Raw genomic sequence first — 18,095 nt, 5'->3', positions numbered from 1 at the left:
GCTGCCGGCCACAGGCGGGTTTCGCTTTCCCAAAATCTGTTCCCGAAATGAAATTCTCGAAATTGCGAATTTCGATGGGAAAACGGGAAAGCTTAGAGTGACGGAAAACACACGATTGTCGTCAGGCGGTAGGTTAGGCGACCGGGGCTGCCCCAACCTATGCGTGGCACACGCGACAAACCCTGTCGCTTTGTCCGACTGTATAGAAACCAAAATCCGGAGGTTTTCCGTCACCTATCAAAATGGGCGGGAAGTCACGCTTGGCGTCAATCCGGGTATACCCTGAGTGGGCAGGGGCTTTGGTACACGAAACCCGTTCAATCAGGGTCGGTAGCAGCTAAAATGGACACCTCATTATGAGGGTCTAGAGTCTGCCTGAACACATTAGCGATGCGCTACTGACTCAGCAGCCCGGATCGCTGCGTCAGCCTCTGCCTGTAGACGGCGATCACGAGCAATCTTGGCGAGCAGCGTTCGACTGCACCCAGTCGCATCCATTATATCGCGCCAGCTTCGACCATCGCGGAGAAGGCTCGAGATCGCCGCGTTGCGGGTCTTGTTCTCGGGGCGTCCCTTATAAAGGCCCGCTGCCTTAGCTTTCGCAGTACCTTCGGCCTGTCGACGACGGCGATCCTCATAGTCCTTGCGGGCAACCGCGGCGAGTACGTCCAGCATCATGGCGTTGACCGCTGCGAACATTCGGCCGGTGAACTCATCGGTCGGTGCCGTCAGGATCCAGGACGTCGGCAGGTCGAGCGCGACGATCCGGACCTGCTTGGTGTCGAGCAGATTGCGCAGCTTGATCCAGTCCGGTGAGGTCAGGCGAGAAAGCCGATCAACCTGCTCGACCAGGAGCACGTCTCCCGGCTCGCAATCCGATAGCAGGCGGAACAGCTCGGGCCGGTGAAGCTTGGCACCACTTTCGTTTTCGACATAGCGAGCCGCAATCCTAAGCCCGTGCTCCGTCGCAAACACGTCGAGGGCACTCTTGGCGCGCGACGCGTCCTGTTCGGAGGTAGATGCGCGAAGGTAGGCTCGGATGAACATGCCGCAGTCTGCTATATGTGGTACTTATTAGTCCAGTCCTTTTTACGCAGTCAGGACGGTAATAAAGTACCAGCGATAGGGGGGTCTGCGAAAGGCATACCTAAAAAGCACTAGCAAAAATTCGATCAATGTCGCGGGAAAGCAGGGGAGGGGAGCCAAGTGTCGCACCCGGCTCTAGCTTAATTTATTATATCGTCTATGCTGGATATATGGAAAGCAACACCGCAATCGCCGCGCTTAGCGCACTAGCGCAAGGAACACGGCTCGACGTGTTCCGCCTACTGGTTCAGCACGAGCCAGACGGCGTCGCTGCGGGCGATATTGCTCGGCAGCTCGATGTGCCGCAAAACACGATGTCGGCGCACCTTGGCATCCTCGCGCGTGCGGGCTTGGTCCGCTCTGAACGGCATAGCCGCTCCATCGTCTACCGCGCAGATCTGGGCGGACTGCGCGCACTGACCCTGTTCCTCGTCAAAGACTGCTGCGCCGGCTCGCCCGAACTGTGCGCGCCACTGCTGGCCGAACTCACCCCCTGCTGCTGAAAGGACGCCCCGTGGCCGTCGATATCGTGATCTATCTCAACCCCGAGTGCGGCACGTCGCGCAACACGCTGGCGATGATCCGGAATGCCGGCATCGAGCCGCATATAGTCGAATATCTGAAGACGCCGCCCTCGCGCGCGCTGCTGGTCGAGCTGATCGATCGCGCCGGGATCACGCCCCGCGATCTGCTGCGTGAGAAAGGCACGCCCTATGCGGAGCTAGGCTTGGGCGACACGTCGCTGTCCGACGACGTGCTGGTGGACGCTATGATGGCGCATCCGGTCCTCATCAACCGGCCGCTGGTTGTCTCTCCGGTCGGCGTGAAGCTGTGCCGACCGTCCGAAGCGGTCCTTGATCTGCTGCCCGAGCCGCAACAGGGGGCGTTTGCCAAGGAAGACGGCGAAAAGGTCGTGGACGCCTCGGGTCAGCGCATCGCCTGATGCTGCTCGCGCTTGCTATCTTCGTCGTCACGATTGCGCTCGTCATCTGGAACCCAAGGGCCTCGGCATCGGGTGGAGCGCGCTGGGCGGTGCAACCGTTGCGCTGCTCGTCGGCGTCGTCTCGCTCTCCGATGTGCCGGTGGTGTGGGGCATCGTCTGGAATGCGACCGCGACGTTCGTCGCGATCATCATCGTCAGCCTGTTGCTCGATGAAGCCGGGTTCTTCGAATGGGCGGCGCTCCATGTCGCGCGCTGGGGCGGGGGGCATGGTCGCCGGCTGTTCGTGCTGATCGTGCTGCTCGGCGCGGCGGTGTCGGCACTGTTCGCCAACGATGGCGCGGCCCTGATCCTGACGCCGATCGTCATCGCGATGCTGCGCGCCTTGGGATACAAGGACAAGGCGACGCTGGCGTTCGTCATGGCGGCGGGGTTCATTGCCGATACCGCCAGCCTGCCGCTGATCGTTTCCAACCTCGTCAACATCGTGTCGGCCGACTTCTTCCGGATCGGCTTTGCCGATTATGCCTCGGTAATGGTGCCGGTCGATCTGGCGTCGATCGCCGCGACGTTGGTCGCGCTGTTGCTGTTCTTCCGGCGCGACATACCGGGCAGCTATGATGTGGCTCAGCTCCGCGCGCCCGCTGACGCGATCCGCGATCCTGCCACGTTCAAGGCGGGCTGGGTCGTTCTCGCCCTGCTGCTCGCCGGCTTCTTCCTGCTTGAACCTATCGGCGTGCCGGTCAGCGCCGTTGCCGCTGCCGGCGCGGTCCTCCTGCTTATCATCGCCGCGCGCGGCCATGTTATCCAGACGCGCAAAGTGCTGGCCGGCGCTCCGTGGCAGGTCGTGATCTTCTCGCTCGGCATGTACCTGGTCGTCTATGGCCTGCGGAATGCTGGCCTGACCGACCACCTTGCCGGCCTGCTCGATCGCACCGCGCAAGGCGGCGTGTGGGGTGCGGCGTTCGGGACCGGGATCATTGCCGCGCTGCTGTCATCAGTGATGAACAACATGCCGACCGTTCTGGTGGGGGGGCTGTCGATCGACGCGACGCACGCCACAGGCGCGATCAAGGAAGCGATGATCTACGCCAACGTGATCGGCTGCGACCTCGGTCCGAAGATCACGCCGATCGGCTCACTCGCGACGCTGCTCTGGCTGCATGTCCTCGGGCAAAAGGGCATCCGGATCGGCTGGGGCTATTACTTCAAGGTTGGCGCGACACTGACGATCCCGGTGCTGCTGGTAACGCTCGCGGCACTCGCGATCAGGATCAGCATGGTATGACGGCACTCGTCTACCTTGCCGCGTCGCTTGCGGAAATCGCGGGCTGCTTTGCCTTTTGGGCATGGTTGCGGCTGGACAAATCGCCCCTGTGGCTGGCTCCGGGCGTGGTCTCGCTAATGCTGTTCGCCTGGCTGCTGACACGTGTGGATAGCGATGCAGCGGGGAGGGCCTATGCTGCCTATGGCGGCGTCTATATCTGCGCATCGCTGGTCTGGCTGTGGGCTGTCGAAGGGGTGAGGCCCGATCGCTGGGACGCGGGTGGAGCGGCGCTCTGCTTGATCGGCACCTGTATCATTCTGCTTGGCCCAAGGACCGCCTGATGCCGCTCCGCACTCTCTCCGATCCTGATAATCTGCCCGCACTCGATCGGCGCTATGCGCTCGATCGTCCTGCCCTTGGGCTGGGCGCTGGTGATCCACCTCCGCGGATCCTGCTGCTCTACGGATCCCTGCGGGAGCGGTCCTTCTCGCGGCTGTGCGTCGAAGAAGCTGCTCGCCTGCTACAATTCTTCGGCTGCGAAACGCGGATCTTCGATCCTTCGACGTTGCCGCTGCCCGATCAGGTGACGGGGGACGATCACCCGGCCGTCCACGAGTTGCGCGAACTGTCGATGTGGTCGGAGGGGCATGTGTGGTGCAGCCCTGAACGACACGGCCAGATTACCGGCATCATGAAGCTGCAAGTCGATCACCTGCCGCTGTCGATGGGCGGGATGCGCCCAACGCAGGGCCGCACGCTCGCCGTCATGCAGGTGTCGGCGGGGTCGCAGTCGTTCAACAGCGTGAACACGCTGCGCGTCCTTGGCCGTTGGATGCGGATGGTGACGATCCCCAACCAATCCAGCGTCGCGAAGGCGTTTGCCGAGTTCGACGAAAGCGATCGAATGAAGCCTTCGGCCTACTATGATCGGATCGTGGACGTGATGGAGGAATTGGTACGCTTCACGATCCTGCTACGCCCGCACACCGCACAACTGGTCGATCGCTATTCCGAACGAAAGGAGGCAGGCGTGCCGATCGATAGCGCCACGGACCTTTCGAGCATCGCAACCTCACCAACGTATCGGAAAGGCGAGTAAAGTCCGCTTAGTGTGGCAAACCGCTCCTGCGACATTGTGCATCACGAAGTGTGCTTCTAGATGCATGCAATGAAACGCCGGGCTCGCCCACTCTCCAAGATATTGCATTCCATGGCGTTTTTCGTCCTGGCAGTGATGTTACTGGTCCGGCATGGTCCGCTCTGCGAGACGATGGCGATGGCCGCGCCTCCGGCTGCGTCCGCGATGATGGACTGCGCCAGCAAATCAGCAGGCGCTCCCGTCAAAAAGGCGCCTGCGTCGGCCTGCGCCATACCGTGCGTTGCAGTTGCCGGCGAAACCGTCGAACATATCGAGCTGGTTCCGTCCTCCCGTCTATCGCCATGGCCGGCTCCACAGACGGGCCTTTTAGGCATGGCATACGCTCCGGCCACACCCCCTCCGCAAACCGTGTGAAATTGAACACCATCACACGTAAATTTCGGAGAATATCATGACCAAGTTTAAGCTCATCAGCGCTGCTTTCGCCCTCACCCTGTCGACTGGCGCATTCGCCGCTGTCGCCAATTGCTGCGCCGACATGGCGTGCTGCAAGGACGGTGCGGACTGCTGCAAGGATGGCGCAAAAGCCAAGGCCGCGGACTGCTGCGATCATGCCAAGGGCGGCATGAAGCACGGCTAAAGCTGGATAGGGGCGGGCAACCGCCCCTATTTTTCTAGTCTACGTCTACTCGGCGCGGCACGCCGTCCCGCCACGGTCGCTGCGACGAGCGGAGAGTTACCCTCAGGGTTGAGGCTCTTCCCCGAACCGCATCCATCGTTCGTTCCATCTCGCGCGCAATTACCGCCAGCGTCTGCCTGGCCTCGATACGCCGACGAAGCTCGGCGTCATCATCATCGGTCCAGGACGTTCCACGTCGAGCGGTCAGCCCAATACCTCCTCAATCAGGAGCAATCCCAGAAACCCGATGAAGAACATCGCGCTGATAAGCGGGGTGTCAGGCTTCTCGTGCGCTTCGACCAACAGCTCTTCCGTCACGAGATAGAGCAGCGCCATCAGACCGAAACTGAGAAACCCGGCGATGACGACGGGCGGAAACGTCGCAACGGGCGTCGCTATCGCTGCACCGATCGGCAGCAACAACGCGATCCCCATAGTAATCGCGATAATACGCGCCTTGGACTTGATCGTCTCGCCCAACTCGGTCGTCACGGTCAGTCCGAGAAACAGAACCTCCAACGTCAACGCGATCGTCAGCAACACGCCGGCTTTCCCGCCAGCGACGAACGCCAACCCGAGAACAAGCCCGTCGATCAGGATATCGACGGCTACCGCACCCAACATGGCGATCGGGCCACTGGCGCGACCCTCAAGGGCTTTGAGCGACAGCATCACGAGAATGCCAAGCGCGCCGCCTGTGAATGTCGCGATCGGTGAACCTTCGTGCATCACCTGGGGCAGGATCTCGGCTGCCGCTGCGGCGAACACGACGCCTGCCGCCAAGTGCTGCATAGCGCTTACGAAGGCATCACTTGGCCGTCTCGATACCGCGAATAGCGAGCCGATCAGTACGGCGACGACGGGAATGAGCGTGAAGGCAACGGCCTGCATAGCTTAAGCCCTCACGCTGTCAGATTCAAAGGCGGCAGTTCGATGTGTCCCCCTGATGGGGCTGGCAGCTCGCGCCGTCCGAAACGAGCGTAGAGCGTCGGCAGCACGAACAAGGTGAGCAAGGTTGCGGATATCAGGCCACCAATGACGACGGTCGCCAGCGGCTTTTGCACCTCGGCTCCAGCACCATGACCAAGTGCCATCGGCACGAAGCCAAGCGACGCAACGAGAGCCGTCATCGCAACCGGCCGGAGCCGCGCCAGAGCGCCTTGATGCGCCGCTACCGCACGATCCATGCCTTGCCGCATCAGATCATGGATGGACGACACCATGACCAGCCCATTGAGGACCGCGACGCCCGATAGCGCGATGAAGCCAACTGCCGCTGAAATGGAGAACGGCATGCCTCTTAGCACCAGCGCCAGGATGCCTCCGACCAGCGCCAGCGGAACGCCAGTAAACACGATCAACGCATCCCTGACGGAGCCTAGCGCGCCGTAAAGCAGGAACATGATGACCACGAAGCATATCGGCACCACAACGCTGAGCCGATCGCGGGCAGATGCCAGATTCTCGAACTGACCGCCCCATTCGAGATACGTGCCGGGCGGCAACTTCACCTGAGCGTCGATGGCTGACCGGGCATCAGCCACGACGCCGGCCACGTCTCGATCGCGCACGTTGGCCTGCACCACGACACGCCGCTTGCCGTTCTCGCGACTGATCTGGTTGGGACCATCGACCACGGCGATATCCGCCACAGTCGATAGCGGTACGAAGCCGCCACTGCCGGTCGGCACCGGCACCTGAGCAACCGTCGTCAGATCGGAGCGCGAGCTTTCCGCCATCCGGATCACGACCGGGAAGCGACGATCGCCTTCAAAGATGACGCCAGCTTGTCGGCCGCCAATGGCTGCTGCAACCGTGTCCTGCACATCACCCGCCGTCACCCCGACGCGGGACATGGCAGTGCGGTTCGGCCGGATATCGAGCATCGGCAAGCCTTCGGTTTGCTCAACCCGCACGTCTGCTGCACCCCGCGTCTTTCGCAGAATGCCGGCGATCCGATCTGCGGTCGCGTTCATCTCGCCAAAGTCGTCGCCGAATACCTTGATCGCGATATCGCCGCGTACGCCCGCGATCAGCTCGTTAAACCGCATCTGGATCGGCTGGGTGATCTCATAGGCGTTGCCCGGCAGAGTAGAGAGGCGCTTTTCCAGCCGGTCCACGAGCTCTTCCTTGGACAGGCCGGGGTCGGGCCACTCCTTCTTCGGCTTCAGGATGACGAAGGTGTCGGTCGCGTTAGGCGGCATCGGGTCCGATGCGATTTCGGACGTGCCGGTGCGCGAGAAGGCGAAGCGGACCTCAGGGGCCTTGGCCAGTGCCTTTTCCACCTGGAATTGCATCGCCTGGCTCTGATCGACCGATGTGCCCGGGATGCGGACCGCCTGCACGAGGATGTTGCCCTCATCGAGCTGCGGCAAGAACTCCTGCCCCAATGTCATGAAAGCGGCCCCGGCGAGTGCCAGCGCACCGATCGCGACGCCGATGGTCAGGGTGGGGCGGCGCATTGCCGCATCGAGTCCCGGCTCATAGCGCTGCCGGAGGAACGTGACGACGCGGCTTTCCTTTTCCTCGACCCGCTTGCTGAGCCAGATCGCAATCGCTGCCGGTATGAAGGTCAGCGACAGGATGAAGGCGAACACCAGGGCGATGATGACCGTCAGTGCCATCGGCTCGAACATCTTGCCTTCGACGCCCGTGAAGGTGAGCAACGGCGCATAGGCAAGGATGATGATAGCCTGCCCGTACACTGATGGGCGGATCATCTCGCGTGCCGATGCCGCGACAATCCCGAGACGTTGCTCGATCGTCAGCACGTCATCGCGACCATGCTGCGCCTCGCCCAAACGCCGTAATGCGTTCTCCACGATAATGACCGCGCCATCCACGATCAGACCAAAGTCGAGCGCACCAAGGCTCATCAGATTGGCCGAAACGCCCGCTTCCAACATGCCGATGCTGGTCAGCAGCATCGTGATTGGAATGACACAGGCCGCGATCAGCGCCGCGCGGAAATTGCCAAGCAGCGCAAACAGGACGACGATCACCAGCACCGCACCTTCGGCAAGGTTGCGGGCAACCGTCGAAATCGTGGAGTTCACAAGCTCGGTCCGGTTCATCACCGGCTTCACAACCACATCGACCGGCAACGAGCGGCCGATCTGCGTCAGCCGTTCGGCAACGCCAGTCGATACCGTGCGGCTATTTTCCCCGATCCGCATGACCGCGGTCCCAACGACAACCTCATGGCCGTTTTCCGACGCCGATCCCATGCGCAGCCCTTGTCCGGTGCGAACGGCCGCAATCTGGTTGAGCAGGATCGGAACGCTCTCGCGGGTGGCAACGACGGTACGGGCCAGCTCGTCGGCGTTGCGGACACGCCCATCCGATCGAACCGCCAGCCCTTCGCCGTTGCGGTTGACCACGCCCGCGCCCGCGCCGGTATTGCTGCGCTGAAGGGCGGTGGTGAGATCCTGAAGCGTCAGCCGCATCGCTGCCATGCGCTGTACGTCCGGAACGACGAGATATTCCTTGGTGTAGCCACCAAGGGAGTCGACGCCGGCAAGCCCGGCCGTGCTTTTTAGCTGCGGCGTGACGATCCAATCCTGCACAGTGCGCAGGTAGGTCGCCTTGTCGGCGTCACTGACGAGGTGATCCCCCTCGGGGGTGATATAGCTGGCATCGCGTTGCAGGCCGGGTTCGCCGTTGCGGTGATGGACCTGATCCAGCTCGCGGTATTCAACGGTCCACATGAAGATATCGCCCAGGCCCGTGGCGATCGGCCCCATCTCCGGGTTCACGCCTTCGGGGAGGTCTTCCTCGGCGGTTCTCAGGCGTTCGGCGACCTGCGCCCGCGCGAAGTAGATATCGGTCTTTTCACCGAAAACTGCTGTGATCTGGGCAAAGCCATTGCGGCTTAGCGAGCGGGTGTATTCAAGGCCGGGAATGCCCGCGAGCGCGGTTTCGACGGTGAACGCAACCTGCTTCTCGATCTGATCGGGGGACAGGGCAGGAGCGACGACGTTGATCTGCACCTGGTTGTTGGTGATGTCGGGTACGGCGTCGATTGGAAGCTGACGCAGCGCGCCAATCCCGAGCAACGCAGCCGCGATGGTGAGAAGCAGGACGAGCCAACGCTTCTCGACGGATAGGGTGACGATGCGACCGATCATGGCTCAGTCCTCATCCCCGCCTGCGCCCTTGCCGAGTTCGGCCTTGAGCGTGAAGCTGTTGGTGGAAGCGATGCGCTCCGAGCCGGTAAGGCCTGCCGTTACGGTAACCTGTCCGCCATTGGTGCGGCCAAGTGTCACTGGAATTGCCCGGAAACCTGTCGCCGTCCGGACGAACACAAACGACTTGTCCTCGATCATCTGTACTGCGGCCGATGGTACGGCGACGGTGCGGTCCCCGGTCGCAGGAACGAGGATCGATACGTTGACCGTCTCACCGACGCGCCATGTGCTGCCGGCGTTGTCGAGGGTGGCGATCACCGGCACCAATCGGGTCGTCTCGTCCAGAATGGGGGACACGAACGTGACGCGTCCCTCCTGACGCCGCCCCGGCGCTGTCACTTCGACACGCACGCCGGGTTTCACCCGACCAGCATCCGTGGGAACGAGTGATGTGGTGACAGTGACCTTCGACAGGTCGGCGACGCGGAACAGCTCTGCATCGGCCGCGACTGCCTGCCCGAGGGTCGCCGATCGCGCGATCACTTGGCCGGCGATCGGCGAGCGGACCGCGATGCGGTTGAGCGCGCCGCCTCCGCTGCCCGTCGCTGACAACTGCTGCTGCGCCAGACGAAGGGCAATGCTGGCCTCCGTTGCGGCCGTTCGCGCCGCGACCAGATCCTGCTCCGGCGAAACGCGTTCGGCGAACAGGCGCTGTTCGCGGCGAAGGTTCGATTGGGCGAGTGCGGAACGCGCGCGCGCAGCCTCTACCTCCGCTTTCAGTGATGCCGCTTCCCGGCTTTCGATGATAGCCAGCGGGTCGCCCCGGCTGACTGACTGCCCGAGATTGCGGGTGAGGGAAACGAGCCGACCGCCTACGGAGGTGGACACAACCTGCACACCCTGAGGATCGCCCTCGATCGTTGCCGATAGCTCGATCGCTCCGGCCACGCCGCCTACTGTAGGACGCGTAACCTCTATCCCGGCATCCGCGATCTGCTGGGCGGACAGGGTAACAATATCCTTTGGGCCCTCCTTGGCTTCGCCGGCCTCGGCACCTTCCGCCTTCTCGGCTCCGGCTTTCTCACCGGCCTCGCTGCTGCCACCCCCGCCGCATCCGGCAAGGAGGATAGCCAGGGTCATAGGCGCGAGCGCCCGCATGATGGTCTTCGTCATTGATTGGTTTCCTCGGGCGAGGGCGCTGCGGCAACGAGCCGTTCGAGGCGTGCCTTGGCGTCGTGATAGGTGGCGAGCGCATCGATCGCGGCGGTTCGTGTTTCGGACAGGGTACGTTCGGCATCCAACAAATCGAGCTGACCGAACTTGCCCTCCCGGTAGCCGATCCGGGCAATCCGAGCGGCTTCGCTTGCCGATGCCAATGCCGGCCCGCTGGCGTTGCGAGCGGTCGTCGCGGCATTCGCGACGTTCGCCTGTGCGCTTGCGATATCCTGCGCGGTATCCAGCTCGGCCGCGCGACGTAGCGCCTGCGCCGAATCGGTCTGCGCCCGCGCCTGCGCCACTGCCGCCTTGCCGTTGTTGAACAGCGGAAACGGGATCGACAGGCCGAACACCGCTGCCACGTCGTTCGTAGCCTCAAGCCGTCGTGCGCTGGCGCTGAGTGTCACGTCGGGAATGCGCTGCGACCTGGCAAGCCGCACCTGGGCCTCTGCCGTTTTTACGTCCGCGCGTGTCGCTGCCAATGCCAGCGTCCCGGCGGTCTCGATCGGCCGCGCTGGACCAAAGCTCTCGACACGGCCGAACCACGCCAAGTCCAACGGTCCTGTGAGGGGTTGGCCGATCCGTCGGGCAAGATTGCTTCGCGCGACCTCGGCAAGCCGCTGCGAGCGCTCCACAGCCGTCTCCGCGTTGATCCGCAATACATCGGCTCGCTGCTGTTCGAGCGGTGATGCTCGCCCCGCCTGAACGCGGACGCCGGCTGCACGCAAAGCCTCGCGGGCGATACCGGCCTGCTGACGGGCGATCACAAGCCGACGCTCCGCTGCTGTCGCCTCGATGTAGAGCTGAGTGACGGCAAGCCGTAGATCAGCCTCAGCCAACGCCGTGCCTATCCGCGCTCGATTACCAATCGCATCCGCGACGGCGATCCGTGCCGATCGTTTGCCACCCAGCTCGATCGGTAGTGCCAATCCTGCTGTTGTCTCGGCGCTGCGAAGGCCGCGATATTGACCGCTACCGGCAATGTTCTCGGTCTCGGCGACGATCGACGGGTTAGGGCGGTAGCCGGCAACCGTGCGGCCTGCCTCTGCTGCCCGGACGGCTGCTGTGGCAGCCTCAAGGCTAGGGGCGGTCGCTCCGGCAAGTGAAAGCGCCTGATCAAGGGTAAGCGGGGGACTGGTCGATGTTGGATCGGCTGACTGCGCCTGCGCGATCGACGCGCATGACGCCACGGCCAATAAGGCCGCAATAAAACGGTGCATGGGAACGGACTCCTGACGAACCTTTGAGCATCCGCACGGGCTTTCCCGGCGAGATTAGGCGTTGGTCAGGCTTGGGGAGGACGTAGGGCTGGGTCCGACGCTACCGGGGCCTTGGGCGCATTGCGCCACACCGACGCATTCATACGAACGCTGCTGGCTGGTCCGGTTGAATCGGACGCGAACGGCACGCCGACATGATGGCCGTGGCAACCGCCATGATGGTGAGGATACGCCTTGTCGGCGTCTGCCGGCACTTGGTCAGCGTCGCCGTCGCAATGATCGAGGGAGCTGACCGCTGTGGTATCAATGCACGTCACGCCTTCGGTCGCATGCGCGACTGATCCAAGCCCGAGCATAAGCACGAGCATGAAACTGAGGAACAGGGCGGAAAGGCGGTGCATCGGCCCGCGTCTTAGCAGCTTACCGACTGCCATGTAACGACTGCTGGTAAGTAGCGGGGACGGGTGAGGGCTCGCTACGCATTTCGGCGCGTGCCTGCCGCATGATCTGAACACCGCCCGATATGCCCAACACAGCCATCAAGGTGGCGACGGCAAGATCAGGCCACGCGCTGTTGAGGCCGAACACCCCGCCTGCGGCTAGCACGACGGCAATGTTGCCAATCGCGTCATTGCGCGAGCAAATCCATACTGACCTCATGTTCGCGTCACCGCTTCGGAAGCGGTACAGCATGACCGCGACGACAAGGTTCGCCATCAGCGCGGCGATGCCGACCACACCCATAATGTCGGCATGGGGCGTCGCGTCGTGGAGCGCACCCCATCCCGCCGCGAACAGGACATAGACGCCTAGCAAAGCAAGCGTCGCCCCCTTCAACATCGCAGCGCGTGCGCGCCAGGCTATCGCCATTCCGGCAACACCAAGACTGATTGCGTAGTTCGCGGTGTCACCAAAAAAGTCGAGCGCGTCGGCTTGGAGCGCCTTCGATCCGCCCGTGATGCCGGCTATGATCTCGATAACGAACATGCCGCCATTGACGGCAAGCGCGATCCATAGCGCCCGGCGCCACTTTGGATCGTTGAGAGTACCCGCCTTGTCGGACGCGCAGCTTGTGCAGGCCATGTTCGCCACCTCGATAGAATCGATCTGACAGCCTATATGCACCCTCTAGTCGCTAGAGGGTCAAGCGCTGTGTCTGAGAAACTGACAATCGGAAAATTGGCTGGTGCGACTGGCACGAAGGTCGAAACGATCCGCTACTATGAGCAGATTGGCTTGCTGCCGGCACCTGCGCGATCGGCGGGGAACTATCGGACCTATGAGGGTGCGCACCTGCGCCGCCTGTCCTTCATTCGTCGTGCCCGCGATCTTGGCTTCTCGATCGACCAAGTACGCGAGTTGATGGGGCTTGCCGATCGACGAGATCAGTCCTGCATCGCTGTTGATGTCGTTGCCAATCAACACCGCGACGCGATCAGGCGTAAGATTGCCGATCTCACCGCACTGGCTGGTGAACTCGATGCGCTGATAGATTCCTGTAGCCGGAACACCGTCGCCGACTGTCGGATCATCGAAGCCCTTGCGCCTCCTGAGTAGTCCCACAGGACTTAACGGCTTCCTGTGACGGATCCTTTGCCAGGCGTCGCCAGCAATCATCATATAAGTCGAGGGTTTTGCGATGCCCGCGACACCGCTGCCGAGGATCGTGATGCTAAGACAGAAACCCTGATACTTAGATACTTACCCCTGCAGTGAGAAATCGACGGTGTTGTTTGATTGGGTGCCGTATGGTCCTCCTTGGCTGGGACTTCAGCCGGACCAAGGCAACAAATAGCCCCGAATTCTATGGATCATCTATTGATCTAAAAAGGACCGGCCTGGAAGGATGCGCTGGGGGTATACCCTAAAGGCACCGGCGAGTCAGGGATGGCCAAGTGGGGGGGGCGATGCACCATAGGTGTCGGACAGCCGCTGCGAAAAGGACCGACCGACACCACCACGATTTCTATTTAGAAAACGCCTTTGTGTAACGAGTTGGGAACTTTGCAGCGGTGAATTGGTGACTATCAAGTAACGCAGCTACTGCCGATGCATCATTGAATGTTCCAAGCGATGCCACCGCCCCGCCGAACGATCGAATAGCGTCCCGTAACGCCCTCAGCTTTTCATCATCAATCACTCGCATATCAGAAGAAGGCGAAGCCTCCTGCTGAAACCTACTCACTGGCTCGATGAGGATAGGAGTGTAAGTGCAGCTTGCGTCGTAATTTAGACGAAACCAAGATATAGATCCTAGCAACTGATTACAGTGATCCTTCGAGATAAGGCGGCCGTCGTTCTTCACGCCAGACTTGCACTCAATGACGAAGAAGTGCAGGCCGCCCACGGCCCAAAGATTGTCCGGGCCACCGTCACGATATTCATTGTCGGGCCGTTGCGATCCAAACCCAACTAATTTTCCCAACTCACGTATCGATGCTTCGAAGCGTTCTGTACGAAGTTCGTCCCATACCAAGTCGTCCGCGAGAGCGTTCGCAAGAAGGACTATCTGGTTTGGGTTGATACAGCGCGACGAGATAAACGACAGGCTTGCCTCGGCTTGTACCGCGGGCGCCGTAATCCGTGTGTGCGTTATACCGGCGATCGGTTTCACGACACGCCGGTTGTCGGAAACCGCCGATAATAGGACGGCCTGAGCCTCAGCGGGATCTGTTATTGTAAGAGCCTCAGCAAGCTGCTGCTTCAAGTAGCCCCGCACGGAGCGATCACTCTCTGCGTTCACCGCTTGCTGCAGCTTCTGCTCTGCTTGCTTACTTTGCGACATTGCAAGGAGATCGAAAGCCTCTCTCTGCAAAACTATCGAGGGATTTACCCAACTGGCTTGTCCCTCTGGTGCGTGGGCGAGGCGGGACCGACCAGCTTGCCACCATTGAACGTTTCCCTCGATGCAGTAATCTAGAAGAGGTCGAAGCGCGCTCGCCGGTTGCCCCTTGACCTGTTGCGTTACCTCCCGCCCCAAATCCAATTGCGCAAGTGTCGCAGGCGTGAACATGGACCTTGCAGAAGGTTGATTAATTCTCTGGGCCAGGCGGTTGCCGAGTAGCAGCACTGCACAGCGGTCTTCGGAGGATCGAACGCCGCGGCCCATGCCTTGTTCCACCTTTTGAACTTGGCGAAGCAACTCTAAATCGGTGCCCTCCAATACCGAGGATTCTATCCTATCGAGTAGTCCTAGAAACTCTGGTAAGCCGTCGATTATCAACAGACGGCAAGCGTCATCAGGTAGGTCAACACCGTCATATCTGTTGACGAGAACAGTGATACCTACATGTTCTCCCCCCTTTAGACGATCGACTCCCAATGCGATTGTGTCACTTTTTAGAATCTGGCCAGCAACGTCCGACCAGAAAGCCGCCCTGCGATCAGACGGTACGATAACAGCAACGTTCTTAGTTCTAGCGATCTCAACTGCCAGAGCTTTAACGTCGCCTTCCACAATATTGGTGTTTATCTCCTGCGGAACGACGATCATACGATCCCCGATTTCGCCAGCTCCCTTCGGTTTGATAGGCGACGAGACCATGCCTGGGTCGGCATCGAGTTTCGTCACAAGGACACCGTCGTCGGCTAGCGTTGCGGTCATGTAGATCCGTCGCTTAGCATGCTGGAATGCGGCGATCTTCTCGATCGGTACGCAGCGTGGGGCTATCTCTAAGCCCGCTCCACCAACTGCGCATTGACAGATCGCGAGTACGTCCTTGAGCAAAGGCCACTTGAATAAGAGACCGTCATCTTCCCGGTGCGAATGAAGAATGGAGATGACCTGTTCGCGCTTTTGGTGCCAAGCCCAGAACGGTATGAGCATCAATGCTTGGGGATCACCATTCTTTAACTCAACCAGGCCAACCTCTGATTGGGCTCTCAAGTCATCCTCAAAAATACGAAGAAGCTCGTTATACACAGGATGAATAGCTGGTAACGATATTGAAAACTGATCGTCTACAGTCGAAAGGCACGCGTGGGCGTCGTCTATCACAATAGATCCGATTGGCTTTCGTATCCCCCCAACACCGAACACCGACTTGCCGTTAACTAGCTTATGTATATTGATAACCAAGATGGTACGACCAGCAAGGAACGCGGGATCATCCGCATCTCCGGTTGCGACAATGCCTAGGTCACGTGCTTCAGTTAAAACCTGATGGAGAAGGTAGTTGTCAGGAACGACATAAACGGCTGGGCCGACGCCCTCGTTGAGACAGCTTTGGAGCGCTAGCAGTCCAACGAGCATCTTACCAGAACCAGTATTCATCTTTATAGTGTTATCTCGACGTCCGCGAAGATCGAACCACTTATCCAATACCTCACCCTGGTTCGCGGATGGAAACCGAAAGCGGGGTTGTCGAACAAGAGTGGTGAAGATTTTCCGAGGCTCCAGAACTGGAGCACCGTTGCCTCCGCCCCCGCCTAGTGCGTTGAAGTCCAACATAATAATCTCCAACCTAACTGCTTTCGGCTTCCGATCTCCGCAGACTATCGGGTGCTGTCGAAAAGGCCACCGCTCCAGGATCGTTTTATTTCTAGCTCTCGCTGTGTAGGATCCGGAAGCATACCTAAAAAACACCGGCTCTGAGCGAAATAAAGCCGCCACGGAGCTGCAGCGGCGCGACGATAAGCGCGCGGAGAGATCGCTTGGGCGGGACGAGCGGCGGAAGCTGCAGAAATGGAACGTCGGCGACCTGTTTACAGGATGGAGCGAGCAAGATCTCGATGCATGGCCCCGCCGGTTCGTCTGCATTCATCGACCTCGCGTACGGGCCAGCTACTGGTTTTACCGGCGAGCCCATGAGACCCTAATGGGGGAGGATGCTGGGGTGGTGTTCGCGGAGCGACCACGCAATCTACGCGCCGAGCTCGGCTTTCTACATGGGTGCGAGGCGATGCTCGCGAACGACGCACGGTTGTTGGACCGTATGTTCAAGCACTGCGAGGAGCAGGGCCACTGGCTTTGCGAGAACGGCGAACGCCTTGTACAGCTGATTGAGCAGGTAGGTAGTGACAATCACTCCTGACCGAGCAGGATTCCAGCTCAACCGGTACTTTCCGCTGCGATCTCTGCCATCGGGCGACACCCAGGGAAGCTCAGATACTCGGACCGGTGCAGCCAGCTCTGATATTGACCGGAAAAGCCGATCGCATGGAGCATGATGCGCGTCACCACCTCCCGCGCCCAAACGATATGATCGAGCAGGCGCGCATCGGGGGCGGACAGGTCGGGCGCGACCCCGGTATGAACGATCACGTTGCGAGCGTCGGTGACGGCGCGCAGCCAGCCGACCGGAAGGTCGCTTGTAACAATCGCGTGAGACGTCAACAGGTCCTCGACCTTGTCGCGGAATGGGCGGCGGTTCAACTCGTCGGCCTTGCCGCCCATGCGTGATGGCGCGCGCTCCGCGCGGAGAAAGCGACGCACGCGCCCGCGAAGGTCACGAAAGGCGTCTGGCGTCATGAAAAGATCGGGAAAGTCAGAGCGGGCAAGGATGCTTTCGAGTGCGCTCATCGCGTTGATGAGCCGGCTCTCTTCGTAGAACACTGTGGCGGTCATCCAGCGGATGGCGGGTTCCAGCCGCTCGACCGCATCGGGCCGCTCCTCGTACGAGGCGACAGCGGTCGCGAATATCTGGTTCATGAAGAGCATGTCGAAGGGCGGCATGTAGGGAGCAGGGGAGGGACTTCGCCGCACCACGCGCAACGTCTTCACGCCGTGACGGACCGACAGCTCGTAGACCGGCAGCACGTAGACGCCGCTCGCGAACGAGAGGACGCGCGATAAATGTATCAGGAAGCGCTCGCTCTCGTCCCACCAGCCTGGCACCTCCTGCGTACCCGCATGCAGAGCGATGATGGCCGATGGTGCCTGGGACGGACGCTCGGCATGGCCGGTGAAGACTAGTCGGCCAAGGTTGGTTTGCCGCTCAATACCATGGAAGGTGCCAAGCTTGCGGACATACCACGCACGGACGTCTTGATGATCGGGCGGCGCATCGCGGCTGAACGTGGCCAGGCCGGCGTCTGCCTCAAGCTCGACCCGATCATCGGGCGGCCGACGCCAGCTGGTGACGTAGAGCGCATCGGTGGCGAACCGCCAGCCATCCGCGGAGCGACCGGTGAGCGAGCAGGCGACTTGCGGTTGAAGAAGTTCGCCTTGCGGATGGAAGACGGTTCCGGCCCGGGCTGGCCTTATATCGCCCAGGCTCAGCATAAGCCCGCCCTCGTTGTCGATGCCGGCATCGAAGCGAATTGGGGCGGAATGATCTCGTAAGGAGAGCGTGCCTTCGAAGGCGATGGGGTCGAGGATCGGCATGGTTCGAGCAGAATACCACGTCCGATGCCCGGACGCGCCGCTCGGGAACAAGGTGCTGAAGAGTGTAACGTTGTTTGCCGCATTCGAGGCAACGGTCGTGACGGACCGCGTGACTGCGCTTGGCAGCGGCGCTGCTT

At 61.1% G+C, this 18,095-nt stretch carries 14 protein-coding genes and 1 pseudogene; 7 read left to right on the top strand and 8 right to left on the bottom strand.

Annotation, left to right across the window (positions count from 1 at the left end):
• Positions 1 to 384: 384 nt before the first annotated feature.
• On the bottom strand, positions 385 to 1,047 hold the full coding sequence (locus ASE72_RS00220; RefSeq protein WP_056015377.1) for a recombinase family protein: 663 nt from the start codon (positions 1,045 to 1,047) through the stop codon (positions 385 to 387).
• A 209-nt stretch (positions 1,048 to 1,256) separates the two neighbouring features.
• Between ASE72_RS00220 and ASE72_RS00215 the strand changes: the two genes are divergently transcribed.
• From ASE72_RS00215 to ASE72_RS00185, 6 genes and pseudogenes are all read left to right on the top strand, one after another.
• On the top strand, positions 1,257 to 1,589 hold the full coding sequence (locus ASE72_RS00215) for an ArsR/SmtB family transcription factor (protein WP_056015375.1): 333 nt from the start codon (positions 1,257 to 1,259) through the stop codon (positions 1,587 to 1,589).
• A gap of 11 nt (positions 1,590 to 1,600) precedes the next feature.
• Entirely contained in the window at positions 1,601 to 2,029 is a 429-nt protein-coding gene (arsC, locus tag ASE72_RS00210; protein WP_082445131.1) for an arsenate reductase (glutaredoxin), read from the top strand.
• Positions 2,029 to 3,314 (top strand): annotated as a pseudogene (locus tag ASE72_RS00205) (arsenic transporter). Before arsC ends, ASE72_RS00205 begins: the two are co-directional and overlap by 1 nt.
• Positions 3,311 to 3,634 (top strand): YnfA family protein, encoded by a 324-nt coding sequence (locus ASE72_RS00200; RefSeq protein WP_056015373.1) that lies wholly within the window; start codon positions 3,311 to 3,313, stop codon positions 3,632 to 3,634. The pseudogene ASE72_RS00205 and the gene ASE72_RS00200 overlap by 4 nt, the downstream one beginning before the upstream one ends.
• On the top strand, positions 3,634 to 4,392 hold the full coding sequence (gene arsH, locus ASE72_RS00195; RefSeq protein WP_056015372.1) for an arsenical resistance protein ArsH: 759 nt from the start codon (positions 3,634 to 3,636) through the stop codon (positions 4,390 to 4,392). The genes ASE72_RS00200 and arsH overlap by 1 nt, the downstream gene beginning before the upstream one ends.
• Before the next feature lie 451 nt (positions 4,393 to 4,843).
• Positions 4,844 to 5,032 carry a hypothetical protein gene (locus ASE72_RS00185; RefSeq protein ID WP_041394287.1) on the top strand — a complete coding sequence of 63 codons (189 nt, stop codon included), beginning with the start codon at positions 4,844 to 4,846 and terminating at the stop codon, positions 5,030 to 5,032.
• A 243-nt stretch (positions 5,033 to 5,275) separates the two neighbouring features.
• On the opposite strand, the gene ASE72_RS00180 is transcribed toward ASE72_RS00185, so the two are convergent.
• The 5 genes from ASE72_RS00180 to ASE72_RS00160 form a co-directional block, all read right to left on the bottom strand.
• Positions 5,276 to 5,962: a ZIP family metal transporter gene (locus ASE72_RS00180; RefSeq protein ID WP_031393017.1), complete on the bottom strand. Its 687-nt coding sequence runs from the start codon at positions 5,960 to 5,962 to the stop codon at positions 5,276 to 5,278.
• 11 nt (positions 5,963 to 5,973) lie between these two features.
• The gene (locus ASE72_RS00175) at positions 5,974 to 9,198 is read right to left on the bottom strand and encodes an efflux RND transporter permease subunit (RefSeq protein WP_056015367.1); all 3,225 of its coding nucleotides are present in this window, start codon (positions 9,196 to 9,198) and stop codon (positions 5,974 to 5,976) included.
• Positions 9,199 to 9,201: 3 nt separating this feature from the next.
• Positions 9,202 to 10,371: an efflux RND transporter periplasmic adaptor subunit gene (locus ASE72_RS00170; protein WP_056015365.1), complete on the bottom strand. Its 1,170-nt coding sequence runs from the start codon at positions 10,369 to 10,371 to the stop codon at positions 9,202 to 9,204.
• Positions 10,368 to 11,633: a TolC family protein gene (locus tag ASE72_RS00165; protein WP_056015363.1), complete on the bottom strand. Its 1,266-nt coding sequence runs from the start codon at positions 11,631 to 11,633 to the stop codon at positions 10,368 to 10,370. Before ASE72_RS00165 ends, ASE72_RS00170 begins: the two co-directional genes overlap by 4 nt.
• Positions 11,634 to 12,053: 420 nt before the next feature.
• On the bottom strand, positions 12,054 to 12,716 hold the full coding sequence (locus tag ASE72_RS00160; RefSeq protein ID WP_056018551.1) for a cation transporter: 663 nt from the start codon (positions 12,714 to 12,716) through the stop codon (positions 12,054 to 12,056).
• A 69-nt stretch (positions 12,717 to 12,785) separates the two neighbouring features.
• Here ASE72_RS00160 and ASE72_RS19465 point away from each other — a divergent pair, with 69 nt between their 5' ends.
• Positions 12,786 to 13,190 (top strand): MerR family transcriptional regulator, encoded by a 405-nt coding sequence (locus ASE72_RS19465; protein WP_235513447.1) that lies wholly within the window; start codon positions 12,786 to 12,788, stop codon positions 13,188 to 13,190.
• Between the two features lie 409 nt (positions 13,191 to 13,599).
• Here ASE72_RS19465 and ASE72_RS00150 read toward each other — a convergent pair whose 3' ends face one another.
• Together ASE72_RS00150 and ASE72_RS00140 are read right to left on the bottom strand one after the other, a co-directional pair.
• Positions 13,600 to 16,083, bottom strand: a complete 2,484-nt coding sequence (locus ASE72_RS00150) for a helicase C-terminal domain-containing protein (protein ID WP_327196447.1) — start codon at positions 16,081 to 16,083, stop codon at positions 13,600 to 13,602.
• A 600-nt stretch (positions 16,084 to 16,683) separates the two neighbouring features.
• Positions 16,684 to 17,958: a hypothetical protein gene (locus tag ASE72_RS00140; RefSeq protein ID WP_056015357.1), complete on the bottom strand. Its 1,275-nt coding sequence runs from the start codon at positions 17,956 to 17,958 to the stop codon at positions 16,684 to 16,686.
• Positions 17,959 to 18,095: the final 137 nt, after the last annotated feature.

Origin of the sequence: Sphingomonas sp. Leaf20 (assembly GCF_001421535.1) — a bacterium.
In the GTDB taxonomy this organism is placed as follows: domain Bacteria; phylum Pseudomonadota; class Alphaproteobacteria; order Sphingomonadales; family Sphingomonadaceae; genus Sphingomonas.
The sequence above is the reverse complement of the archived record's forward strand: the minus strand, read 5'-3'. Positions and strand labels throughout refer to the sequence as shown.

Excerpts from the sequence above, each read along its gene's own strand:
- ASE72_RS00220 (WP_056015377.1), bottom strand. The coding sequence starts at position 1,047 with ATGTTCATCCGAGCCTACCTTCGCGCATCTACCTCCGAACAGGACGCG.
- ASE72_RS00215 (WP_056015375.1), top strand. The coding sequence starts at position 1,257 with ATGGAAAGCAACACCGCAATCGCCGCGCTTAGCGCACTAGCGCAAGGA.
- ASE72_RS00200 (WP_056015373.1), top strand. The coding sequence starts at position 3,311 with ATGACGGCACTCGTCTACCTTGCCGCGTCGCTTGCGGAAATCGCGGGC.
- arsH (WP_056015372.1), top strand. The coding sequence starts at position 3,634 with ATGCCGCTCCGCACTCTCTCCGATCCTGATAATCTGCCCGCACTCGAT.
- ASE72_RS00185 (WP_041394287.1), top strand. The coding sequence starts at position 4,844 with ATGACCAAGTTTAAGCTCATCAGCGCTGCTTTCGCCCTCACCCTGTCG.
- ASE72_RS00180 (WP_031393017.1), bottom strand. The coding sequence starts at position 5,962 with ATGCAGGCCGTTGCCTTCACGCTCATTCCCGTCGTCGCCGTACTGATC.
- ASE72_RS00175 (WP_056015367.1), bottom strand. The coding sequence starts at position 9,198 with ATGATCGGTCGCATCGTCACCCTATCCGTCGAGAAGCGTTGGCTCGTC.
- ASE72_RS00170 (WP_056015365.1), bottom strand. The coding sequence starts at position 10,371 with ATGACGAAGACCATCATGCGGGCGCTCGCGCCTATGACCCTGGCTATC.
- ASE72_RS00165 (WP_056015363.1), bottom strand. The coding sequence starts at position 11,633 with ATGCACCGTTTTATTGCGGCCTTATTGGCCGTGGCGTCATGCGCGTCG.
- ASE72_RS00160 (WP_056018551.1), bottom strand. The coding sequence starts at position 12,716 with ATGGCCTGCACAAGCTGCGCGTCCGACAAGGCGGGTACTCTCAACGAT.
- ASE72_RS00150 (WP_327196447.1), bottom strand. The coding sequence starts at position 16,083 with ATGTTGGACTTCAACGCACTAGGCGGGGGCGGAGGCAACGGTGCTCCA.
- ASE72_RS00140 (WP_056015357.1), bottom strand. The coding sequence starts at position 17,958 with ATGCCGATCCTCGACCCCATCGCCTTCGAAGGCACGCTCTCCTTACGA.